This is a genomic window from Alkalihalophilus lindianensis, assembly GCF_032843265.1.
Taxonomy (GTDB): Bacteria; Bacillota; Bacilli; order Bacillales; family Bacillaceae_D; genus Alkalihalophilus; species Alkalihalophilus lindianensis.
On record NZ_JAWJBA010000001.1, the window covers coordinates 525,724 to 542,294 of the forward strand.

The window sequence follows — 16,571 nt, forward strand, 5'->3', positions numbered from 1 at the left end:
TACATGCTACTCGGCTTTTTCTACTGGGAATGAAAGTAGCAGGAGATAGGTTTCTAATACTTTTTAATTTGACCAATATCAACAGAAACCTTAGGACTGTAAAGAAGGTGAGGTTGACTATTTGGCAGATTGAAGTCAGCTGCTTCGACCAAAGTATTTTTCTCTACGCTTAATGTTGCATATTGCAACGGCCATTGTTCATGTTTGATGTCACCGTACTGAATCTCTCCATTTTTTTTCGTCTGGTACAAGCGATACCTCTCTGTTAACCAGAACTCAAGTGAATCCTTTTCTGCTTTGAAGACCTCTCCATTAGGTAAATAATTTCCCTTAAATATGGCTTCACTTGATTTACGCTTGCTTTCAAAAAAGACCTGATCCTTTTTTGTTTCCATGTGGATGTCAGAATAATAATAAGGCATATCGACAAAAATATTCGCCCCAAGCACACTCATCCTACTTTCAGTATCGAGACTGAAGAAGAAAACCCCCTTTTTCCCATCCACTTCTACATATGTCCGAACATTGATCTCAGGTAAAGAAAAGCTTATCATCTCAGGCAATATAGTCGGGTGAATTTTATTCATTAAAAAAGACACCACTCCGATATACGCCTTTCCATTATAAGTATCCACTTTCATCCCTTTAGGCAGCTTCTTTTGCACCACTTCAGGATGCATTGTCCAGTGCGCAAATAAAACATTTTCCCAATTCATAGATACCATGGCTATTGCATCTTTTTTTAACATCTACACCTCTCCATTCCTGTTACCTCTTTACTCTTATATTTCATTTTTTTAATTTCTCTAAACCCTTACAGCAATTTTTTTCACACAAACACATGCATCAGTCGCACTGATGCATGTGTGGATTAAGATAGGTTCCGATAAAAAAGAATAAATACGTTCTAATCCATTCATACTATAAGGAAAGACTCGAAATGATAGGGGGAGTATGATGTTTGCAGAACACTGGTCGCAAGTGGAGTCGATTGAATATGAAGATGATACCATTCAAATACTGCATACAGCATCGCCCCGAAAACAAGCCATTTTGTATAAATCTTTAATGGGGAAAGTAGAAATTGGAGATAAGGTGTTGTTAAATAGTACAGCTACTTCACTCAAATTAGGGACGGGTGGCTATGATTTTGTAAAGAGTGTAGCTAAAATTGAACCGGGTAATGTTCCGTATACAGGTGATGCTGGACATATTCTGAAGTTGCGCTACACTCCTATGCAGCATCAGGTGTTGTCGATTGAGGCGCAGGAAAGTCCGTTTCACTCATTATTTTTACAACCGTTTTCGTTAAATGGAAAGCCTATTTTACTAGGTGAATTACATAGTATGATTCCTCTTGTGTATGCAAGCTCACAAGTTATAAAAAAAGATGCACTTGTATGTGTCATTATTGACGATCAAGCGGCGCTGCCCTTGGCTTTTAGTGAACATATGAGAGCGCTAATGAAGGAAAAAAATTTCACAACGATTACAGTTGGTCAAGCTTTTGGCGGAACGTATGAAGCAATCACCATTCAAACAGCTCTTCAGTTTGCTTATACCCATCTTAAGGCGGATGTCATTATGATTTCTGTTGGACCTGGAGTAGTTGGTACGGGTACTTATTACGGATTTACAGGAATGTCATTGGCGAATTGGTCGAATAATGTTGCTGCGCTTAAAGGGCTCCCTCTTTGGATTCCGAGAGTATCATTTGCTGAGAAAAGAGAACGACATAAAGGTATTAGCCATCATACGTTAACACCTCTGAAACAAGCGACACTATCAAAAGTATTATTAGCATTGCCTCGATTTGATAAAGAGGATCATGAGGTAGTTGTTCGTCAGCTAGAGTCCTTAAAACAAGCACTTAACGAGCCGGAAATTAGATGGGTTGACCAAAAAGAAGTAGTTGAACTAACTAAAGAGGCACTGAATCAATCTTCTAGAGTGATCAAAACAATGGGAAGATCCTATCAGGAGGACCCTGCTTTCTTCTGGTCGGTAGTAGCTTCCTTACTGACTAGCTTTAACATAGCGGGAGAATGAATGGTATTCACCCAATCTTCAACATATTTGTAACGGTTCATTGATTCTTTTAATTTGGCCCTCACTTCCCATGCTTTACCGGCAAGCACGATCCCATTTTCATGTATATAAATCTTCATTCCTCCCACATCCCCTTCATTGAGTTGTATGGTAAACTCATATGTAAGCTGAAAGTCAAAAAGAACAAGGAGCGAGATGTGTGGATCATTTGAATGAAAAAACGATTCAATCAACCTCTATTTATAAGGGGCGTATTATCGATTTACAAATTGATGAAGTAGAGTTGCCTAATGGTAAAACGAGTAAAAGAGAGATTGTAAAACATCCTGGAGCTGTGGCGATTATTCCTATTACTAAAGAAGGGAACATTATTTTAGTAAGACAATTTAGAAAAGCATTAGAGAAAACAATTATCGAAATACCTGCTGGAAAATTAGATGAAGGGGAGGCACCACTAATGTGTGCCAAAAGAGAGTTAGCTGAAGAAACGGGCTATCAATCTTCAGAACTTGAATTCCTATTATCTTTTTATACATCACCAGGGTTTGCAGATGAGATCATTCACCTCTATGTAGCATCAGGGCTTAGTGAGGGGACTACGAACCGAGATGAAGATGAGTTTTTAGATGTGATGGAAGTGACATTAGAAGAGGCAGAGGCTATGGTAGGTGATCAACAAATACATGATGCTAAAACAGCTTATGCAATCCAGTACTTGCGGATGAAAGAATGGACCAAAAATCAAGATTAATACAAATAAGAGCGTTTCTCCATAATAGGAGAAACGCTCTTTGAAATTAAGAGAGTGCTTGTTGTACGTCATTAATAATGTCTTCCACATTTTCGATACCAACAGAAAGACGAATAAGCCCATCAGCAATTCCCATTTTGATACGCTCTTCTTTGGGAACAACTGAATGCGTCATAGAAGCCGGGTGCTGAATAAGTGAGTCTACATCTCCAAGGCTTACAGCTCGTTTTAATAATTCCAGTTTGTTCATCATAGAAAGACCTGCTTCTAAACCATCTTTTAATTCAAAGCTGATTAATCCGCCAAAACCATCCATTTGTTTTTTAGCCAGTTCATGTTGTGGGAAGCTTTTAAGTCCTGGATACATTACATTGGTCACTTTTGGATGGTTTTCGAGGAATGAAGCTACTTCGAGTGCGTTTTGACAATGGCGATCCATACGGACACCTAAGGTCTTAATTCCTCGTACAAGCAAAAAGGCATCAAATGGAGCAAGAATACCGCCGATATCTTTTAGTGTCGTGAAACGGATCTCTTCAAGAAAGTCTTCTTTTCCTACTGCAATTCCAGCTATCAGATCTCCATGACCACCAAGGTATTTTGTAGCGCTATGAACAACGACATCACATCCGTATTCGAGTGGACGCTGTAAATAAGGAGACATAAATGTATTATCTACAACCGTGGTGATTTGATGCTCTTTCCCGATTCGTCCAATCATTGTGAGATCAATGATTTGCATAGTAGGGTTCATAGGCGTTTCAATATAAATTACTTTTGTGTTTTTTTGAATACTACTAGTGACGCTTTCTTCATCTCGCATATCGCATAATGTGTAATCCACATTGAATTTATCTTTTAAGATGGATAGAAAGCCAAAGGTACAACCATAAAGGCCTCTTGAACAAAGAATATGATCACCAGAGCGGACAAGGCCAAGAAGTATTGCAGAGATGGCAGCCATACCGGAGGCGAAGGCTAAAGCTTTTTCTCCTTTTTCAAGTGCGGCGACTTTTTCTTCAAGTGCGGCAACAGTAGGATTGCCTAGGCGTGAATAGACATAACCAGCTTCCTCACCAGCAAAACGCTTCCCGCCAACTTCTGCACTAGGAAAAACAAACGTTGAGGTTTGGTGAATTGGAAGGGCTAATGAACCAGTTTGTGAATCAGGTTCATAACCTTTGTGAACGGCTAATGTGTGAAATCCGTATGGTTGTTTCGAATCTTTAGATGACATAATATCCCTCTTCTCTATTTTGTAAACGTTTTCATTTTTAATGAAAAATATAAAGAACTTTCCTACATAAATGATTCGTTCTTATCTACTATACTAAAAAAATGCTTTTAAAAAAAGAGTATACTCAATCTAGTAACTTCTAGTGTCATAGACACACCTAATACTTCATAGAGTAAGGTAAGAGTGTTTAGGGGAGGTTATTAGATGTTTAAGTATGGAATAAGAGATATGATTACGATCCATTTACAAGAAAATAGATCAATTTATTTGTTTATTACGATTCTGTTTTTGATTGGGATCATTTTTGGAGCCATTGTAGTGAATAGCTTAAGCTTAACGCAGAAGCATGATTTATACATGTATTTGGGGCAGTTTTTCGGACAAGTGTCAGAAGGAAATCTAGCAGAGTCCACAGCAATTTTTAGTCAAAGCTTTGCTCACTATGCAAAATACTTTGGTCTTATGTGGTTATTAGGACTTTCCGTCATTGGGCTCCCAGTTATTTTAATATTATTATTTTTAAAGGGAGTCGTTGTAGGATTTACAGTAGGGTTCCTTGTAAACCAGATGGGAATGTCAGGTTTCTTCTTATCCTTTGTTGCTATCATGCCTCAAAACTTCATTCTTGTACCAGCTTTTGTGATTGTCGGTACAGCCAGTGTATCTTTCTGTTTGAAGATGATTCGACACCAATTTCTTAAGAAAACAACCGTTCCATTCTTTCCAACCTTTATTAAGTATTCTACGTTAATTTTGTGTGTAGGTGCCACCTTGGCTGTGGCATCAGCGATAGAAGCATATATTTCGCCAATGTTAATGAGGTTTGTACTAAGTTCTTTTTAATAATTATTATAATTAAATATTGATTATCTGATTATAAATAATAATCATTATCGATTGACACTAATTTTGTAGATGATTATAATGTAAGGAGGTAAAAGGCTTGGGAGGGACGCATAAAACATGGAGAAAAGACTAGAACGAATTAAAAAACATTTGCACTCACAAAGCTATAAACTAACACCGCAACGTGAAGCAACTGTGCGTGTGTTACTTGAGCATGAAGAAGATCACTTGAGTGCAGAAGATGTATACCTCCTTGTAAAAGATAAAGCACCAGAAATTGGTCTAGCAACTGTATACCGGACGCTAGAGTTATTAGCTGAATTGAAAATTGTTGATAAAATTAACTTTGGTGATGGGGTATCTAGATTTGATCTACGTCAAGAAGGGGCAGCCCATTTCCACCATCATTTAGTGTGCATCGAATGTGGTGCAGTAGATGAGATCCAAGAGGATTTACTTGGTGATGTTGAAGAAATTGTTGAACGTGATTGGAACTTCAAAATTAAAGACCATAGACTCACATTTCACGGAATCTGCCATCGTTGCCATGATAACGAAGAAACAAACAACGAGTAAAAAGAGTTCCGTTCACGAGGTGAATGGGCTCTTTTATTTATCCAAAATAAATAGGAATAGATTCAGTTTGTGAGGTATAATCCCTTTACTTTTTGGCATAGCTTGTAAGTAATAGCTATTCCAAATTAGTAAGAGGGTGAGAAGATGAAGCAATGGTTCCTCCTTGTTTTACAAAGTATTAAAGTATTTCTCCTATTTATGGGATGCACACTTCTCTTTTATTATGGTATTCTATGGGTGAGTGCTGAATATGAAAGTTACCATCGATATGATGAACCACAAGGCAAAGCAATCAAGGTGATGAGTTATGAGTATGACCAAGTTGATTCCTCTTGGATAGATCGATTAATGCTGTACTATCAATTTGGCGAATAGATTCCTAATCTTGTTTGATTGAGGAGAGGGTGTAGTTGAAAAATGATGTAAGCGAATTTCTACATTACATCCAAATTGAACGTGGACTTGCCGATAATACGATTCAGTCGTATCGTCGCGATCTAGCGAATTATGCAAAGTTTCTAGAAAATGTAGTCAATATTTCTTCTTTTAATGAAGTATCCAGACATATGATTGTAGACTACCTATTTTTTTTGAAAGAACAAGGACGAGCAGAAGCTACGGTAGCTAGAACGATTGCTTCGATTCGTTCATTGCATCAATTTTTACTGCGTGAGAAGCTTTGTGAATCAGATCCATCTGTTCATTTAGATATACCAAAAGCTTCAAAGCGTTTACCAAAAGTGTTATCATTAGAAGAGGTAGAAGCACTACTTACAATTTCTGGTCAAGAGCCTCTAGATTTTAGAAATCGTGCCATGCTTGAAACCCTTTACGCTACGGGGATGCGCGTTTCTGAAATGATTAACCTTACCTTATCTGATACCCATTTATCAATGGGGTTTGTTCGATGTGTGGGTAAAGGGAATAAAGAACGAATCATACCATTAGGCGGGGAAGCAACGAAAGCGCTTAAATTATACTTAGAAAAAGCAAGACCGAATTTGTTGAAAAAGCATAGCCATGACCTATTATTTGTTAATCATTACGGAAAGCCACTTTCTAGACAAGGGTTTTGGAAAATCGTGAAAAGGCTAGCCGAGATGGCGAATATTCAAAAGGAATTAACGCCACATACATTGAGACACTCTTTTGCAACACATTTGTTAGAAAATGGGGCTGACTTAAGAGCCGTTCAAGAAATGCTTGGGCATGTTGATATTTCAACCACTCAAATTTATACCCATGTAACGAAAACGAGAATGAAAGACGTCTATGCTAAGCATCATCCCAGAGCATGATCGTTTTTTTATTTTAAGAGGTCAGACTTCTGACATCTTATGATTTGAGCAATCAAATCAGTAAATAGAGGCAATACTACAGTGAGGAATGTGAAGGAGGCACTTATAGTGAGTAATCGATTTAAGCGTGTATTTTTAATCGTGATGGATTCGGTAGGGATTGGAGAATCTCCTGATGCAGCAAAGTTTGGAGATGCGGGTTCTCATACACTGGGTCATATCGCTGAAAAAATGGATGGTCTAAACATGCCGAACATGGCAAAGCTTGGCCTGAGTTACATTGAAGAAATAAAAGGTGTTTCAAAAGTCGACACACCCATGGCACACTTTTCAAAGATGCAAGAAGCTTCAAATGGGAAAGATACGATGACGGGTCATTGGGAAATTATGGGTTTGAATATCCAAGAACCTTTTCAAGTCTTTCCAAATGGATTCCCACCGGAATTAATTGCTGAGCTTGAGCTTCAAACGGGTCGTAAAATTATCGGCAATAAAGTCGCTTCAGGAACTGAGATTTTAGATGAGTTAGCCGATGAACATGTACGAACAGGTGCTTTAATCGTTTATACGTCGGCCGATTCTGTATTGCAAATTGCTGCTCATGAAGATGTCGTTCCGATTGAAGAGCTATATGATATTTGTGAAAAGGCAAGAGTACTAACATTGGATCCTAAGTACATGGTTGGTCGTATCATTGCTCGTCCTTTCTTAGGGATAAGTGGGAATTGGAAGCGTACTGCTAATCGTCATGATTATGCGCTTAAGCCATTTGAACGAACGGTTATGAATGAATTAAAAGATAATGGACTTGATTCGATTGCCATCGGTAAAATTTCTGATATTTATGATGGTGAAGGAATTACTGAAGCCATTCGAACAATATCCAATGATGATGGTATGGAGAAGTTAGTCGGTACGATGCAAAAAGATTTTACAGGAATTAGTTTCTTGAACCTTGTTGATTTTGATGCATTATATGGCCATCGCCGAGATCCAATTGGTTACGGAAAAGCACTAGAACAGTTTGATCGTCAGTTAGAAGAGGTATTCACTCTACTGAAGGAGAATGATTTACTAATCATCACTGCCGATCACGGTAATGATCCAACGCATCCAGGAACCGATCATACGCGTGAGTATGTACCGTTACTTGTTCACTATAAAGGTCAAACAGAATCAAAAGATTTAGGTATTCGTCAAACATTCGCTGACATTGGTGCTACGATTGCTGATAACTTTAATGTAGAACTACCTAAGCATGGTACAAGCTTTTTAAAAGATCTTTAAAATTTAAGGGGGAACTAACATAATGGTTAACAAACAAGCACTAGAACAAGCAGCAGGTTATTTGCGCGAGAAAATGGACAAGGCGCCAACAATTGGATTAATTTTAGGGTCAGGTCTAGGCGTATTAGCTGAAGAAATTGAAAATCCAGTGAAAATTCCTTATAACGAAATTCCAAACTTTCCAGTCTCTACAGTTGAAGGTCATGCAGGACAGCTTGTTGTAGGTCAGCTCGAAGGAAAACAAGTCGTAGCGATGCAAGGTCGTTTCCACTTCTATGAAGGCTACAGCATGGATGTTGTGACATTCCCAGTTCGTGTGATGAAAGAAATTGGAGTGAAGCAAGTCATTGTTACGAATGCAGCAGGTGGCGTAAATGAATCATTTGAAGCTGGCAACCTAATGATCATTCGTGATCACATCAATAACATGAATGCTAATCCACTAATCGGACCTAACGATGAAGCGTTTGGTGTTCGTTTCCCAGATATGTCAAATGCCTATTCAAAAGAGTTAAGTGCACTAGCGAAACAACAAGCATCAAATCTTAACATTGAACTTCAAGAGGGAGTGTATGTTGGGAACTCAGGCCCTTGTTATGAGACACCAGCAGAAGTACGGATGATCCGTAAAATGGGTGGAGATGCAGTTGGAATGTCTACAGTGCCAGAAGTCATTGTGGCGCGTCATGCGGGGCTTGAGGTTTTAGGGATTTCGTGTATTTCTAATATGGCAGCTGGTATTCTACCACAACCACTTACACATGATGAAGTGATCGAAACAACGGAACGTGTAAAATCAGACTTCCTATCACTTGTAAAATCAATCGTCGAAAAGATGTAAGGAAGCAAATACGTCATTGCAACTAGCTAATTTCCAAAGGCAATTTTCTAGAAGTTAATAAGTATACAAACTAAAGGAGCGGTTATCATGGAAAACATGTTAGATAAAATCAAACAATCAGCTACATATTTAGAAGGAAAACTTTCAACAAAGCCTCAAATTGGATTGATTCTAGGTTCTGGTTTAGGAGAGCTTGCTGATGAAATTGAAGATGCAGTAAAGATCCCATACTCAGACATTCCAAACTTTCCAGTATCTACAGTAGAAGGTCACGCTGGTCAATTAGTGATTGGTACGCTTCATGGTAAGGAGGTTGTCGCGATGCAAGGTCGTTTCCACTACTATGAAGGATACACAATGCAGGAAGTGACATTCCCAGTACGTGTTATGAAACAAATCGGTGTTGAATTAATGGTTGTTACTAATGCTTGTGGTGGGATGAATAAAAACTTTGCACCGGGTGACTTAATGATCATTACCGATCAATTAAATATGACGGGTGATAATCCGTTAATTGGTGCAAACTTTGAGGAGCTTGGACCACGTTTCCCTGACATGAGCAGTGCTTATACAGCGCAATATATTGATTTCGTTGAACAAACAGCAAGTAATCTTGATATTAAAGTTCAAAAAGGGGTTTATGCTGGAGTAACAGGTCCTACGTACATGAGTGGGGCAGAGCTTGTGATGCTTCGTAACTTAGGCGGAGACGTTGTTGGTATGTCAACGGTTCCTGAAGTAATTGTAGCTAGTCATGCAAGTATGAAAGTGATCGGTATCTCTTGTATTACAGATATGGCTATTGGTGAAGATCTTAAAGGAATTACGCACGAAGAGGTAGTAGAAGTGGCGAATCGTACTAAACCAAAATTCATTAAACTTGTTAAAGAAATCGTTTCAACAGTAGAGCTGTAAGACAAAGGGGATGTTTCGATATGCGTATGGTAGATGTTATTGAGAAAAAGCGTGATGGGTTAGAATTAACAAAGGAAGAAATTCAGTTTGTGGTTGAAGGTTACACCAAAGGCGACATTCCTGAATATCAAATGTCTGCTCTTGCTATGGCGATCTTCTTTAAGGACATGACGACAGATGAGCGTGCTCAATTGACGATGTCTATGGTGAAGTCTGGCGATCAAATTGATCTTTCCGCTGTGGAGGGTGTGAAAGTTGATAAACACTCTACTGGTGGTGTAGGTGATAAAACGACGATTGCCCTAGCACCTTTAGTTGCTGCACTTGGAGTGCCGGTTGCAAAAATGTCCGGCCGTGGACTTGGTCATACAGGTGGAACAATTGATAAGCTTGAAGCAATTCCTGGTTTTAGCGTAGAGATCGAAACAGATACATTTATTGACCTAGTCAATAAAAATAAACTAGCAGTAGTCGGTCAAACAGGAAACCTCACTCCGGCTGATAAAAAGTTATACGGCTTACGAGATGTAACGGCTACTGTTAATTCCATTCCACTAATTGCAAGCTCTATTATGAGCAAAAAAATTGCCTCAGGTGCCGATGCCATTGTACTTGATGTGAAGACAGGTTCTGGTGCATTCATGAAGGAGTTAGACCAATCAAAAGAATTGGCTAAAGCAATGGTTGAGATCGGAAACAGCTTAGGTCGTAACACAATGGCGATCATTTCAGACATGAACCAACCGCTTGGTCTTTCAGTTGGTAATGCGCTTGAAGTGAAAGAAGCGATTGATATGCTACGTGGTGAGGGGCCTGAAGATCTACGTGAGCTATGTTTAACGCTTGGTAGTCACATGGTTTATTTAGCGAAGGAAGCGAGTTCTGTGGAAGAAGCGCGTCAAAAGCTAGAAGATGTGATTGCTTCAGGAAAAGCACTTGAAACATTAAAGACATTTATTGAAGCTCAAAATGGTGATGCTTCTATTGTCGACCAACCAGAAAAATTACCAAAAGCTAAGCACTTAATTGAAGTGAAAGCGAAACAATCAGGTTCAGTCTCTGCTATTGTTGCCGATAAAATTGGTACAGCAGCGATGCTCCTAGGAGCGGGACGAGCAACAAAAGAGTCTGAAATTGACTTAGCTGTTGGACTTGTTTTAAATAAAAAGATTGGTGATAAGGTAGAAGTTGGTGAATCAATTGTGACTCTCCACAGTAATCGTGAGGATGTACAAAATGTCATTGATATGGTGATAAATGCTTATACGATTACAAATGAAGATGTTAAACAACCTACATTAATTTATGATGAAATTCATTAATCAAAAACAACCTCTCTCTGGGAGGTTGTTTTTTAAATGTTTAATTTTCCTCAATTAGGTAATAGATAATGGAGCAACATTTTAGATTGATATTAAAGGAGAGTGTACGTCATGGCAGAAGTAATGTTTACAGCACAAGCAAAAGCTAAGAATGGTAGAAACGGACATGTAAAATCTGATAATGGTGTGATTGATCATAAGTTAGTTATGCCTACAGGTGGCAATTCAGATCAAGATGGTACAAACCCTGAGCAATTATTTGCAGCTGGTTACTCAGCATGTTTTGATGGAGCACTAAATTTAATGGCTAAAAATGATAATCAAGATATCGATTCTGAAATTGAAGCAGAAGTTAGTCTTCTTAAAGATCCCTCTGATGACGGTTTTAAAATTGGTGTCACATTAAATGTTTCGATAAAAGGTGTTTCACAAGCAGTAGCTGAAGAATTGACACATAAAGCACATGAATTTTGCCCGTATTCCAAGGCGACTCGTGGGAATGTTGATGTGAAATTAAACGTAAAAGCAGAATAAACGTAAGCCCTCCTTCTACTTAAAATGGAAGGAGGGCTTTTGGCTAATATAAATACCATGAGATCCGCCCACTGATCGTATATGGAGTACCATCATAGTCTGATTGTAATTGGTTCTCTTGAAGCGTATAGCTATTGCCAAGCTTTATGTAATACTGTTCATCTACTTCCTGTATTAAATAATAGGAATCGAAAAGGCTGTAACGACTTATGCCCATTCGAGACACATTTGCTTCTTCTTCAAGGTTAATTTGATATCTTTCTTCCGTTTGACAAATCGTTAGGTCATCTAACTGATGGCATTCTTCTACATTTACTTCTTCAAAAAGAAAGAGTCCATCACTAGCTTCAAAAGCCTCATTCATCGATTCGTCAACAAAATTTTCTACTAACATTTTATGTTCATTTCTAATAGCTTTAAGCTTCTTTTGCTGGCCTTTATCTATATGACTATCTGGAGCTAATAAGCGTGATAAATGATTTTGAGAACGTTCAATCTCTAATTCAATGAAAGAGATACGAGTTGAAGTACTTGAAATCTCACGAAAAGCTTCATCAGCTGAAACGTAATCCTCATGAAGGATCTGTTGTTGAAGGGTTTCATATGTCTCTTCAAGATCACTAAGCGTATATGTTGGCTCAGGTATAAAATTCGGAGTAAAATAAACAAACGCATAATATCCTACTAAGCACAAACCAAGCGCACCTAGTCTTTTTGGATAAGAATTAAGTGTTAAAGCATATCCAATAATGCTTGCGACTCCACATAATATCCCAAATAAGAAGAAGTTGTACGAAATGAATTCATGGAACACTAATGTGGCTGAACTGAATTGTATGAAAAAGAATAAAGATCCTCGATGTATACCTTCTTTTTTTGTTACTCTCATTGATGAAAAAAGAAGAACACTAAAAAAAAGGAATCCAATCACAAAATAAAGCAAAAAAACACCTCAATCTAATAATGTAATGGAAACATTTAAACAATACCATATTTTGCAAATTATTAAAATGATGATAAGCTAAGAGTAGCAGAACATTATCTAGGAGTGGATATCATGGATAAAGTAAGTCTTGTCTTAGAAGGTGGGGGCATGAGAGCTGTTTATACAGCGGGAGTTCTCGAGGCGTTAATGAAACATGAGATTGAAATTCCTCATGTAATAGGTGTTTCAGCCGGAGCATGTAATGGCTCATCCTATGTGTCTAAACAAATAGAGCGGAATAAAAAAGTAAATATTGATTATATTGATCGACCAGAATACTTAAGTTTTAAAAATCTAGTGAAAACGAGATCGATCTTTGGCTGGGACTTTATTTTTAATACGTTACCGAATGAATTGGAACCTTTTGATTTTGATACATTCAATCGTTCAGAACAAACATTTACGATCGTTACGACAAAGCTAGATACAGGTGAACCTTTTTATTTTGATAAAAATCTACCAAAGGATGATCTTCTTACCGTCTTGAAAGCCTCAAGTAGTATTCCTCTTCTTGCTCCACCGGTTGTTTATAAAGATCAAACGTATTTTGATGGAGGTGTGGCTGATCCTATTCCGGTTGAACGTTCACTTGCAGAAGGTCATAAGAAGCACTTAATCATCTTAACTCAAAATGCAGGCTACCAAAAAACACCGATGCGCTTTACTCGTTTTGCAAGGTGGTCATTTAGAAACCATCCCGCATTTCTTAAAACGATGCTAACGCGTTATCAACGCTATAATCAATCATTAAAGAAAGTCGAAGAAATGGAAGCGAACGGAGAAGCATTTGTGATTCGTCCGAAAATGCCCATACGTGTATCACGTTTAGAGAAAAATAAAGATCGCTTAGAAGCACTCTATAATGAAGGTGTTAAGGATATGGAAAGTGATTTAAATAAGGTAGAAAAATGGTTAGCACAATAGGATATTTAATAGACTAGGGGATTTGGCTCTAGTCTATTTTAGTTTCTCATACAATTTCCTCTTTCTTGAGTAATGGAAATATGATATTCTAAAATAACGCTTATAGGAACAAATGTTTCTATTGTGAACGTTAATAGAAAGAGAGAATTTAAAATGACTGGAAAAACTCATCTTACAGGAGGTCTTGCTCTTTGTGTAGCTGCAGACACATTTTGGTTAACGAATAGTGCAACTCCCATCTATTATGTTGCAGGTATGGCAGGTGCTTTAATACCTGATATCTGTCATATTCATTCAAAAATAGGGAGGAGGTTACCTTTACTATCAAGGGTTATTTCATCTTTATTTGGTCATCGAACATTTACACATAGTCTATTATTTTTAGCCATTTGGGCTTTAATTTTCTATCTCTTTTTTGGAGACTATTTAATGGTGAGGGATGGTTTAATGCTTGGTATGATTAGTCATATCCTTTTAGATGCTACTACCATTCGAGGAGTGCGATTATTTTATCCTCTAAATATAAGGTTTCGTCTTCCGCTTTATATACGTACTGGAGGAGCAATCGAACGAGTGATTTTTTTTGGTTTATCGATTTTTATTCTATTTTATTCGATTGAAACCATTATTAAATGGCTCTAATAGACTGGTTTTGATTATTAACAATTCGTTCAATCTTTTACCTACCGTTTTATGATAAAGTGTTTGTCATAGGTGTGAAAGGAGGGCCATCCATTTTGAATAAAAAGGTAGAAAATACATTATTAATTGCCTGGCTAATGTCATTCACGGCCATGCTTGGTTCACTTTATTTTTCAGTGATCCGACAATATGAACCATGCACACTTTGTTGGTATCAAAGGATGTTGATGTATCCACTTGTTATCATTTTACTAATAGGGATTATCAAAAAAGATGCAAGTGTCGCTCTTTACTCGCTTCTTTTTTCGATAATTGGACTTCTTCTATCAAGTTATCATTATGCTAATCAAAAGCTATCTTTTTTCGCAGAGGTAGCACCTTCGTGTGGAAGAGTGCCATGTACTGGACAATATATTAACTGGCTTGGTTTTATTACTATACCATTTCTTGCTTTTACAGCCTTCCTCATTATTGCGATCTTAAGCTACATTACTTTACGAATGACTAAGGAGAGAAAAGAATGAAAAAGATCATCATTTTCGGTGGAATCATTGTACTAATATTTGGTTTATTAGCACTTGTTACGACAATGAAGCAATCAGAGCAAGCTGCTGGTAATCAATTTGGGAAAGAACGTATTCATCCTGAAACAGCTAAATTAGTCGATGATCCAAATTATCAAAATGTCATCCTACCTGAAGAGTTAGATGAGACGATTGCAAATGGGGGGGAAGCAACTGTTTATTTTTACAGCTCTACTTGCCCTTATTGTAAAGAGGCAACACCTCGTCTTGTTTCTTTAGCTGAAGAGCTTGATGTCGATCTTGTTCAATATAACCTCCTTGAATTTGATGATGGTTGGAATCAATACAATATTGATTCAACACCTACTGTTGTTCATTATGAAAACGGTGAAGAAGTAGAAAGAATCGAAGGTAGCACCTCAAATGAGGAGTTCACTGCATTTTTCGAAAAGCATGTGATTAATTAATAAGAGTGATATAAGAACAGTTAGCGATGTGCTAACTGTTCTTTTTGTTTTGACAAACAATTATGAAAATATTGACAAAAACATGTAATCAATCCTATAATCTGATAAAACAAAGTTGTTTAGTTAGTTTTAATTACATAAAGGATGTGTGTAGATTGCGTTTTAGTTATGTTAGTCATTTGTATTGTCCGAAATGTTCCAAAAATTATTCTGTAGACGATAAACAAAATTTATGTGAATGTGGGTCCCCCCTACTCGTGAGCTATGATTATAAAGCACTGAAAGAAGAATGGACAAAAGAAGATTTGGTACATAGAGAAGCAGATTTATGGCGTTATCACGAATTATTACCTGTGAAGAAAGAAGAGAATATCGTATCACTCGGCGAAGGTATGACCCCTCTTCTAACGATGTCTGAACTTGGTAAGGAGTATGGGATAACAAATCTCTTAATGAAAGACGAGGGATTAATTCCAACTGGTTCTTTTAAGGCGAGAGGATCTGCTGTGGGTGTATCAAAAGCGAAAGAACTAGGGGTAGAGGAACTTGCCATGCCGACAAATGGAAATGCCGGTGCTGCTTGGTCACTTTATGCCGCGAGAGCAGGGATTAAAAGTCATGTTGTTATGCCAGAAGATGCTCCAATGATTACCAGGCAGGAAGTCCATGTAGCAGGTGCTGATTTAATTGTGATTGATGGGCTGATTAGCGATGCAGGAAAACTTGTGAAGGAAGCTGTGGATCAATACGGATGGTTTGATGTATCTACATTAAAAGAACCCTATCGGATTGAAGGAAAGAAAACAATGGGACTTGAGATTGCTGAACAACTAAAATGGAATCTTCCAGATGTTATTTTGTATCCAACGGGCGGGGGAGTCGGTCTTATTGGCATTTACAAAGCGTTCAAAGAATTGGTTGAGCTTGGCTGGATTGAACCAGAAAAACTGCCGCGCTTAGTAGCCGTACAAGCAGAAGGGTGTGCACCAATTGTAAAAGCATTTAAAGAAGGGAAAAGAGATTCAGAGTTTTGGACCGATTCTACAACTGCTGCATTTGGAATTAATGTTCCTAAAGCTCTTGGTGATTTCTTAGTGCTAGAAGCGGTTTATGAAACAAATGGATGTGCAGTTGCTGTTAGTGATGACACGATTTTAACAGAGCAGCACCATGTTGCAGAACTAGAAGGTGCGTTTATTTGCCCTGAGGGAGCAGCTACATTTGCAGCTGCAAAAAAATTACGCATTGATGGATGGATTAAAGAAGAAGAGAGCGTCATATGCTTAAACACAGGCATGGGAATCAAATACCCTGAAACGGTTCCGATGAATGTGTCCGTTCGTTCAAAAACTGAACGTTTATAAGGGGGATGA

At 37.9% G+C, this 16,571-nt stretch carries 19 protein-coding genes and 1 pseudogene; 16 read left to right on the plus strand and 4 right to left on the minus strand.

Going from position 1 to position 16,571, the window contains the following annotated elements; translation table 11 throughout:
• Positions 1-53: 53 nt before the first annotated feature.
• Entirely contained in the window at positions 54-749 is a 696-nt protein-coding gene (locus RYX56_RS02920; RefSeq protein ID WP_317120636.1) for a YqjF family protein, read from the minus strand.
• Positions 750-954: 205 nt separating this feature from the next.
• Between RYX56_RS02920 and RYX56_RS02925 the strand changes: the two genes are divergently transcribed.
• Entirely contained in the window at positions 955-2,049 is a 1,095-nt protein-coding gene (locus RYX56_RS02925) for a DUF3866 family protein (RefSeq protein WP_317120637.1), read from the plus strand.
• Between the two features lie 8 nt (positions 2,050-2,057).
• Here the strand turns inward: RYX56_RS02925 and mciZ are convergent.
• Positions 2,058-2,168, minus strand: a pseudogene (mciZ, locus tag RYX56_RS02930) (Z-ring formation inhibitor MciZ); the annotation flags it as partial.
• Positions 2,169-2,248: 80 nt separating this feature from the next.
• On the opposite strand from mciZ, the gene RYX56_RS02935 reads away from it, so the two are divergent.
• The gene (locus tag RYX56_RS02935) at positions 2,249-2,800 is read left to right on the plus strand and encodes an NUDIX domain-containing protein (RefSeq protein ID WP_317120638.1); all 552 of its coding nucleotides are present in this window, start codon (positions 2,249-2,251) and stop codon (positions 2,798-2,800) included.
• A 46-nt stretch (positions 2,801-2,846) separates the two neighbouring features.
• Here RYX56_RS02935 and megL read toward each other — a convergent pair whose 3' ends face one another.
• The gene (gene megL / locus RYX56_RS02940; RefSeq protein WP_317120639.1) at positions 2,847-4,037 is read right to left on the minus strand and encodes a methionine gamma-lyase; all 1,191 of its coding nucleotides are present in this window, start codon (positions 4,035-4,037) and stop codon (positions 2,847-2,849) included.
• A 204-nt stretch (positions 4,038-4,241) separates the two neighbouring features.
• On the opposite strand from megL, the gene spoIIM reads away from it, so the two are divergent.
• The 9 genes from spoIIM to RYX56_RS02985 all read left to right on the plus strand — a co-directional run bounded on the left by spoIIM (position 4,242) and on the right by RYX56_RS02985 (position 11,656).
• Positions 4,242-4,880: a stage II sporulation protein M gene (spoIIM, locus tag RYX56_RS02945; protein WP_317120640.1), complete on the plus strand. Its 639-nt coding sequence runs from the start codon at positions 4,242-4,244 to the stop codon at positions 4,878-4,880.
• 120 nt (positions 4,881-5,000) lie between these two features.
• Positions 5,001-5,459, plus strand: coding sequence for a ferric iron uptake transcriptional regulator (fur, locus tag RYX56_RS02950; RefSeq protein ID WP_317120641.1), 459 nt, complete (start codon positions 5,001-5,003; stop codon positions 5,457-5,459).
• Between the two features lie 144 nt (positions 5,460-5,603).
• Positions 5,604-5,834 (plus strand): YqzK family protein, encoded by a 231-nt coding sequence (locus tag RYX56_RS02955; RefSeq protein ID WP_317120642.1) that lies wholly within the window; start codon positions 5,604-5,606, stop codon positions 5,832-5,834.
• 35 nt (positions 5,835-5,869) lie between these two features.
• Complete coding sequence (gene xerD, locus RYX56_RS02960) at positions 5,870-6,757, plus strand: site-specific tyrosine recombinase XerD (RefSeq protein WP_317120643.1); 888 nt, start codon at positions 5,870-5,872, stop codon at positions 6,755-6,757.
• Between the two features lie 108 nt (positions 6,758-6,865).
• Positions 6,866-8,044 (plus strand): phosphopentomutase, encoded by a 1,179-nt coding sequence (gene deoB / locus RYX56_RS02965; protein WP_439108449.1) that lies wholly within the window; start codon positions 6,866-6,868, stop codon positions 8,042-8,044.
• A gap of 22 nt (positions 8,045-8,066) precedes the next feature.
• On the plus strand, positions 8,067-8,885 hold the full coding sequence (locus RYX56_RS02970; protein ID WP_317120644.1) for a purine-nucleoside phosphorylase: 819 nt from the start codon (positions 8,067-8,069) through the stop codon (positions 8,883-8,885).
• 87 nt (positions 8,886-8,972) lie between these two features.
• Positions 8,973-9,800, plus strand: a complete 828-nt coding sequence (locus RYX56_RS02975) for a purine-nucleoside phosphorylase (RefSeq protein WP_317120645.1) — start codon at positions 8,973-8,975, stop codon at positions 9,798-9,800.
• A gap of 20 nt (positions 9,801-9,820) precedes the next feature.
• A complete protein-coding gene (locus RYX56_RS02980; RefSeq protein ID WP_317120646.1) occupies positions 9,821-11,122 on the plus strand; it encodes a pyrimidine-nucleoside phosphorylase in 1,302 nt (433 codons plus the stop codon).
• Between the two features lie 111 nt (positions 11,123-11,233).
• Positions 11,234-11,656: an organic hydroperoxide resistance protein gene (locus RYX56_RS02985; protein WP_317120647.1), complete on the plus strand. Its 423-nt coding sequence runs from the start codon at positions 11,234-11,236 to the stop codon at positions 11,654-11,656.
• Between the two features lie 43 nt (positions 11,657-11,699).
• Here the strand turns inward: RYX56_RS02985 and RYX56_RS02990 are convergent, their stop codons facing one another.
• The gene (locus tag RYX56_RS02990; protein ID WP_317120648.1) at positions 11,700-12,599 is read right to left on the minus strand and encodes a hypothetical protein; all 900 of its coding nucleotides are present in this window, start codon (positions 12,597-12,599) and stop codon (positions 11,700-11,702) included.
• Positions 12,600-12,713: 114 nt separating this feature from the next.
• Here RYX56_RS02990 and RYX56_RS02995 point away from each other — a divergent pair, with 114 nt between their 5' ends.
• From RYX56_RS02995 to RYX56_RS03015, 5 genes are all read left to right on the plus strand, one after another.
• On the plus strand, positions 12,714-13,565 hold the full coding sequence (locus tag RYX56_RS02995) for a patatin-like phospholipase family protein (protein WP_317120649.1): 852 nt from the start codon (positions 12,714-12,716) through the stop codon (positions 13,563-13,565).
• 153 nt (positions 13,566-13,718) lie between these two features.
• Complete coding sequence (locus RYX56_RS03000; protein ID WP_317120650.1) at positions 13,719-14,207, plus strand: metal-dependent hydrolase; 489 nt, start codon at positions 13,719-13,721, stop codon at positions 14,205-14,207.
• A 95-nt stretch (positions 14,208-14,302) separates the two neighbouring features.
• Positions 14,303-14,731 (plus strand): disulfide oxidoreductase, encoded by a 429-nt coding sequence (locus RYX56_RS03005; RefSeq protein ID WP_317120651.1) that lies wholly within the window; start codon positions 14,303-14,305, stop codon positions 14,729-14,731.
• Entirely contained in the window at positions 14,728-15,198 is a 471-nt protein-coding gene (locus tag RYX56_RS03010) for a thioredoxin family protein (RefSeq protein ID WP_317120652.1), read from the plus strand. The genes RYX56_RS03005 and RYX56_RS03010 overlap by 4 nt, the downstream gene beginning before the upstream one ends.
• Positions 15,199-15,353: 155 nt before the next feature.
• Positions 15,354-16,562, plus strand: a complete 1,209-nt coding sequence (locus tag RYX56_RS03015; RefSeq protein WP_317120653.1) for a threonine synthase — start codon at positions 15,354-15,356, stop codon at positions 16,560-16,562.
• Positions 16,563-16,571 lie beyond the last annotated feature (9 nt).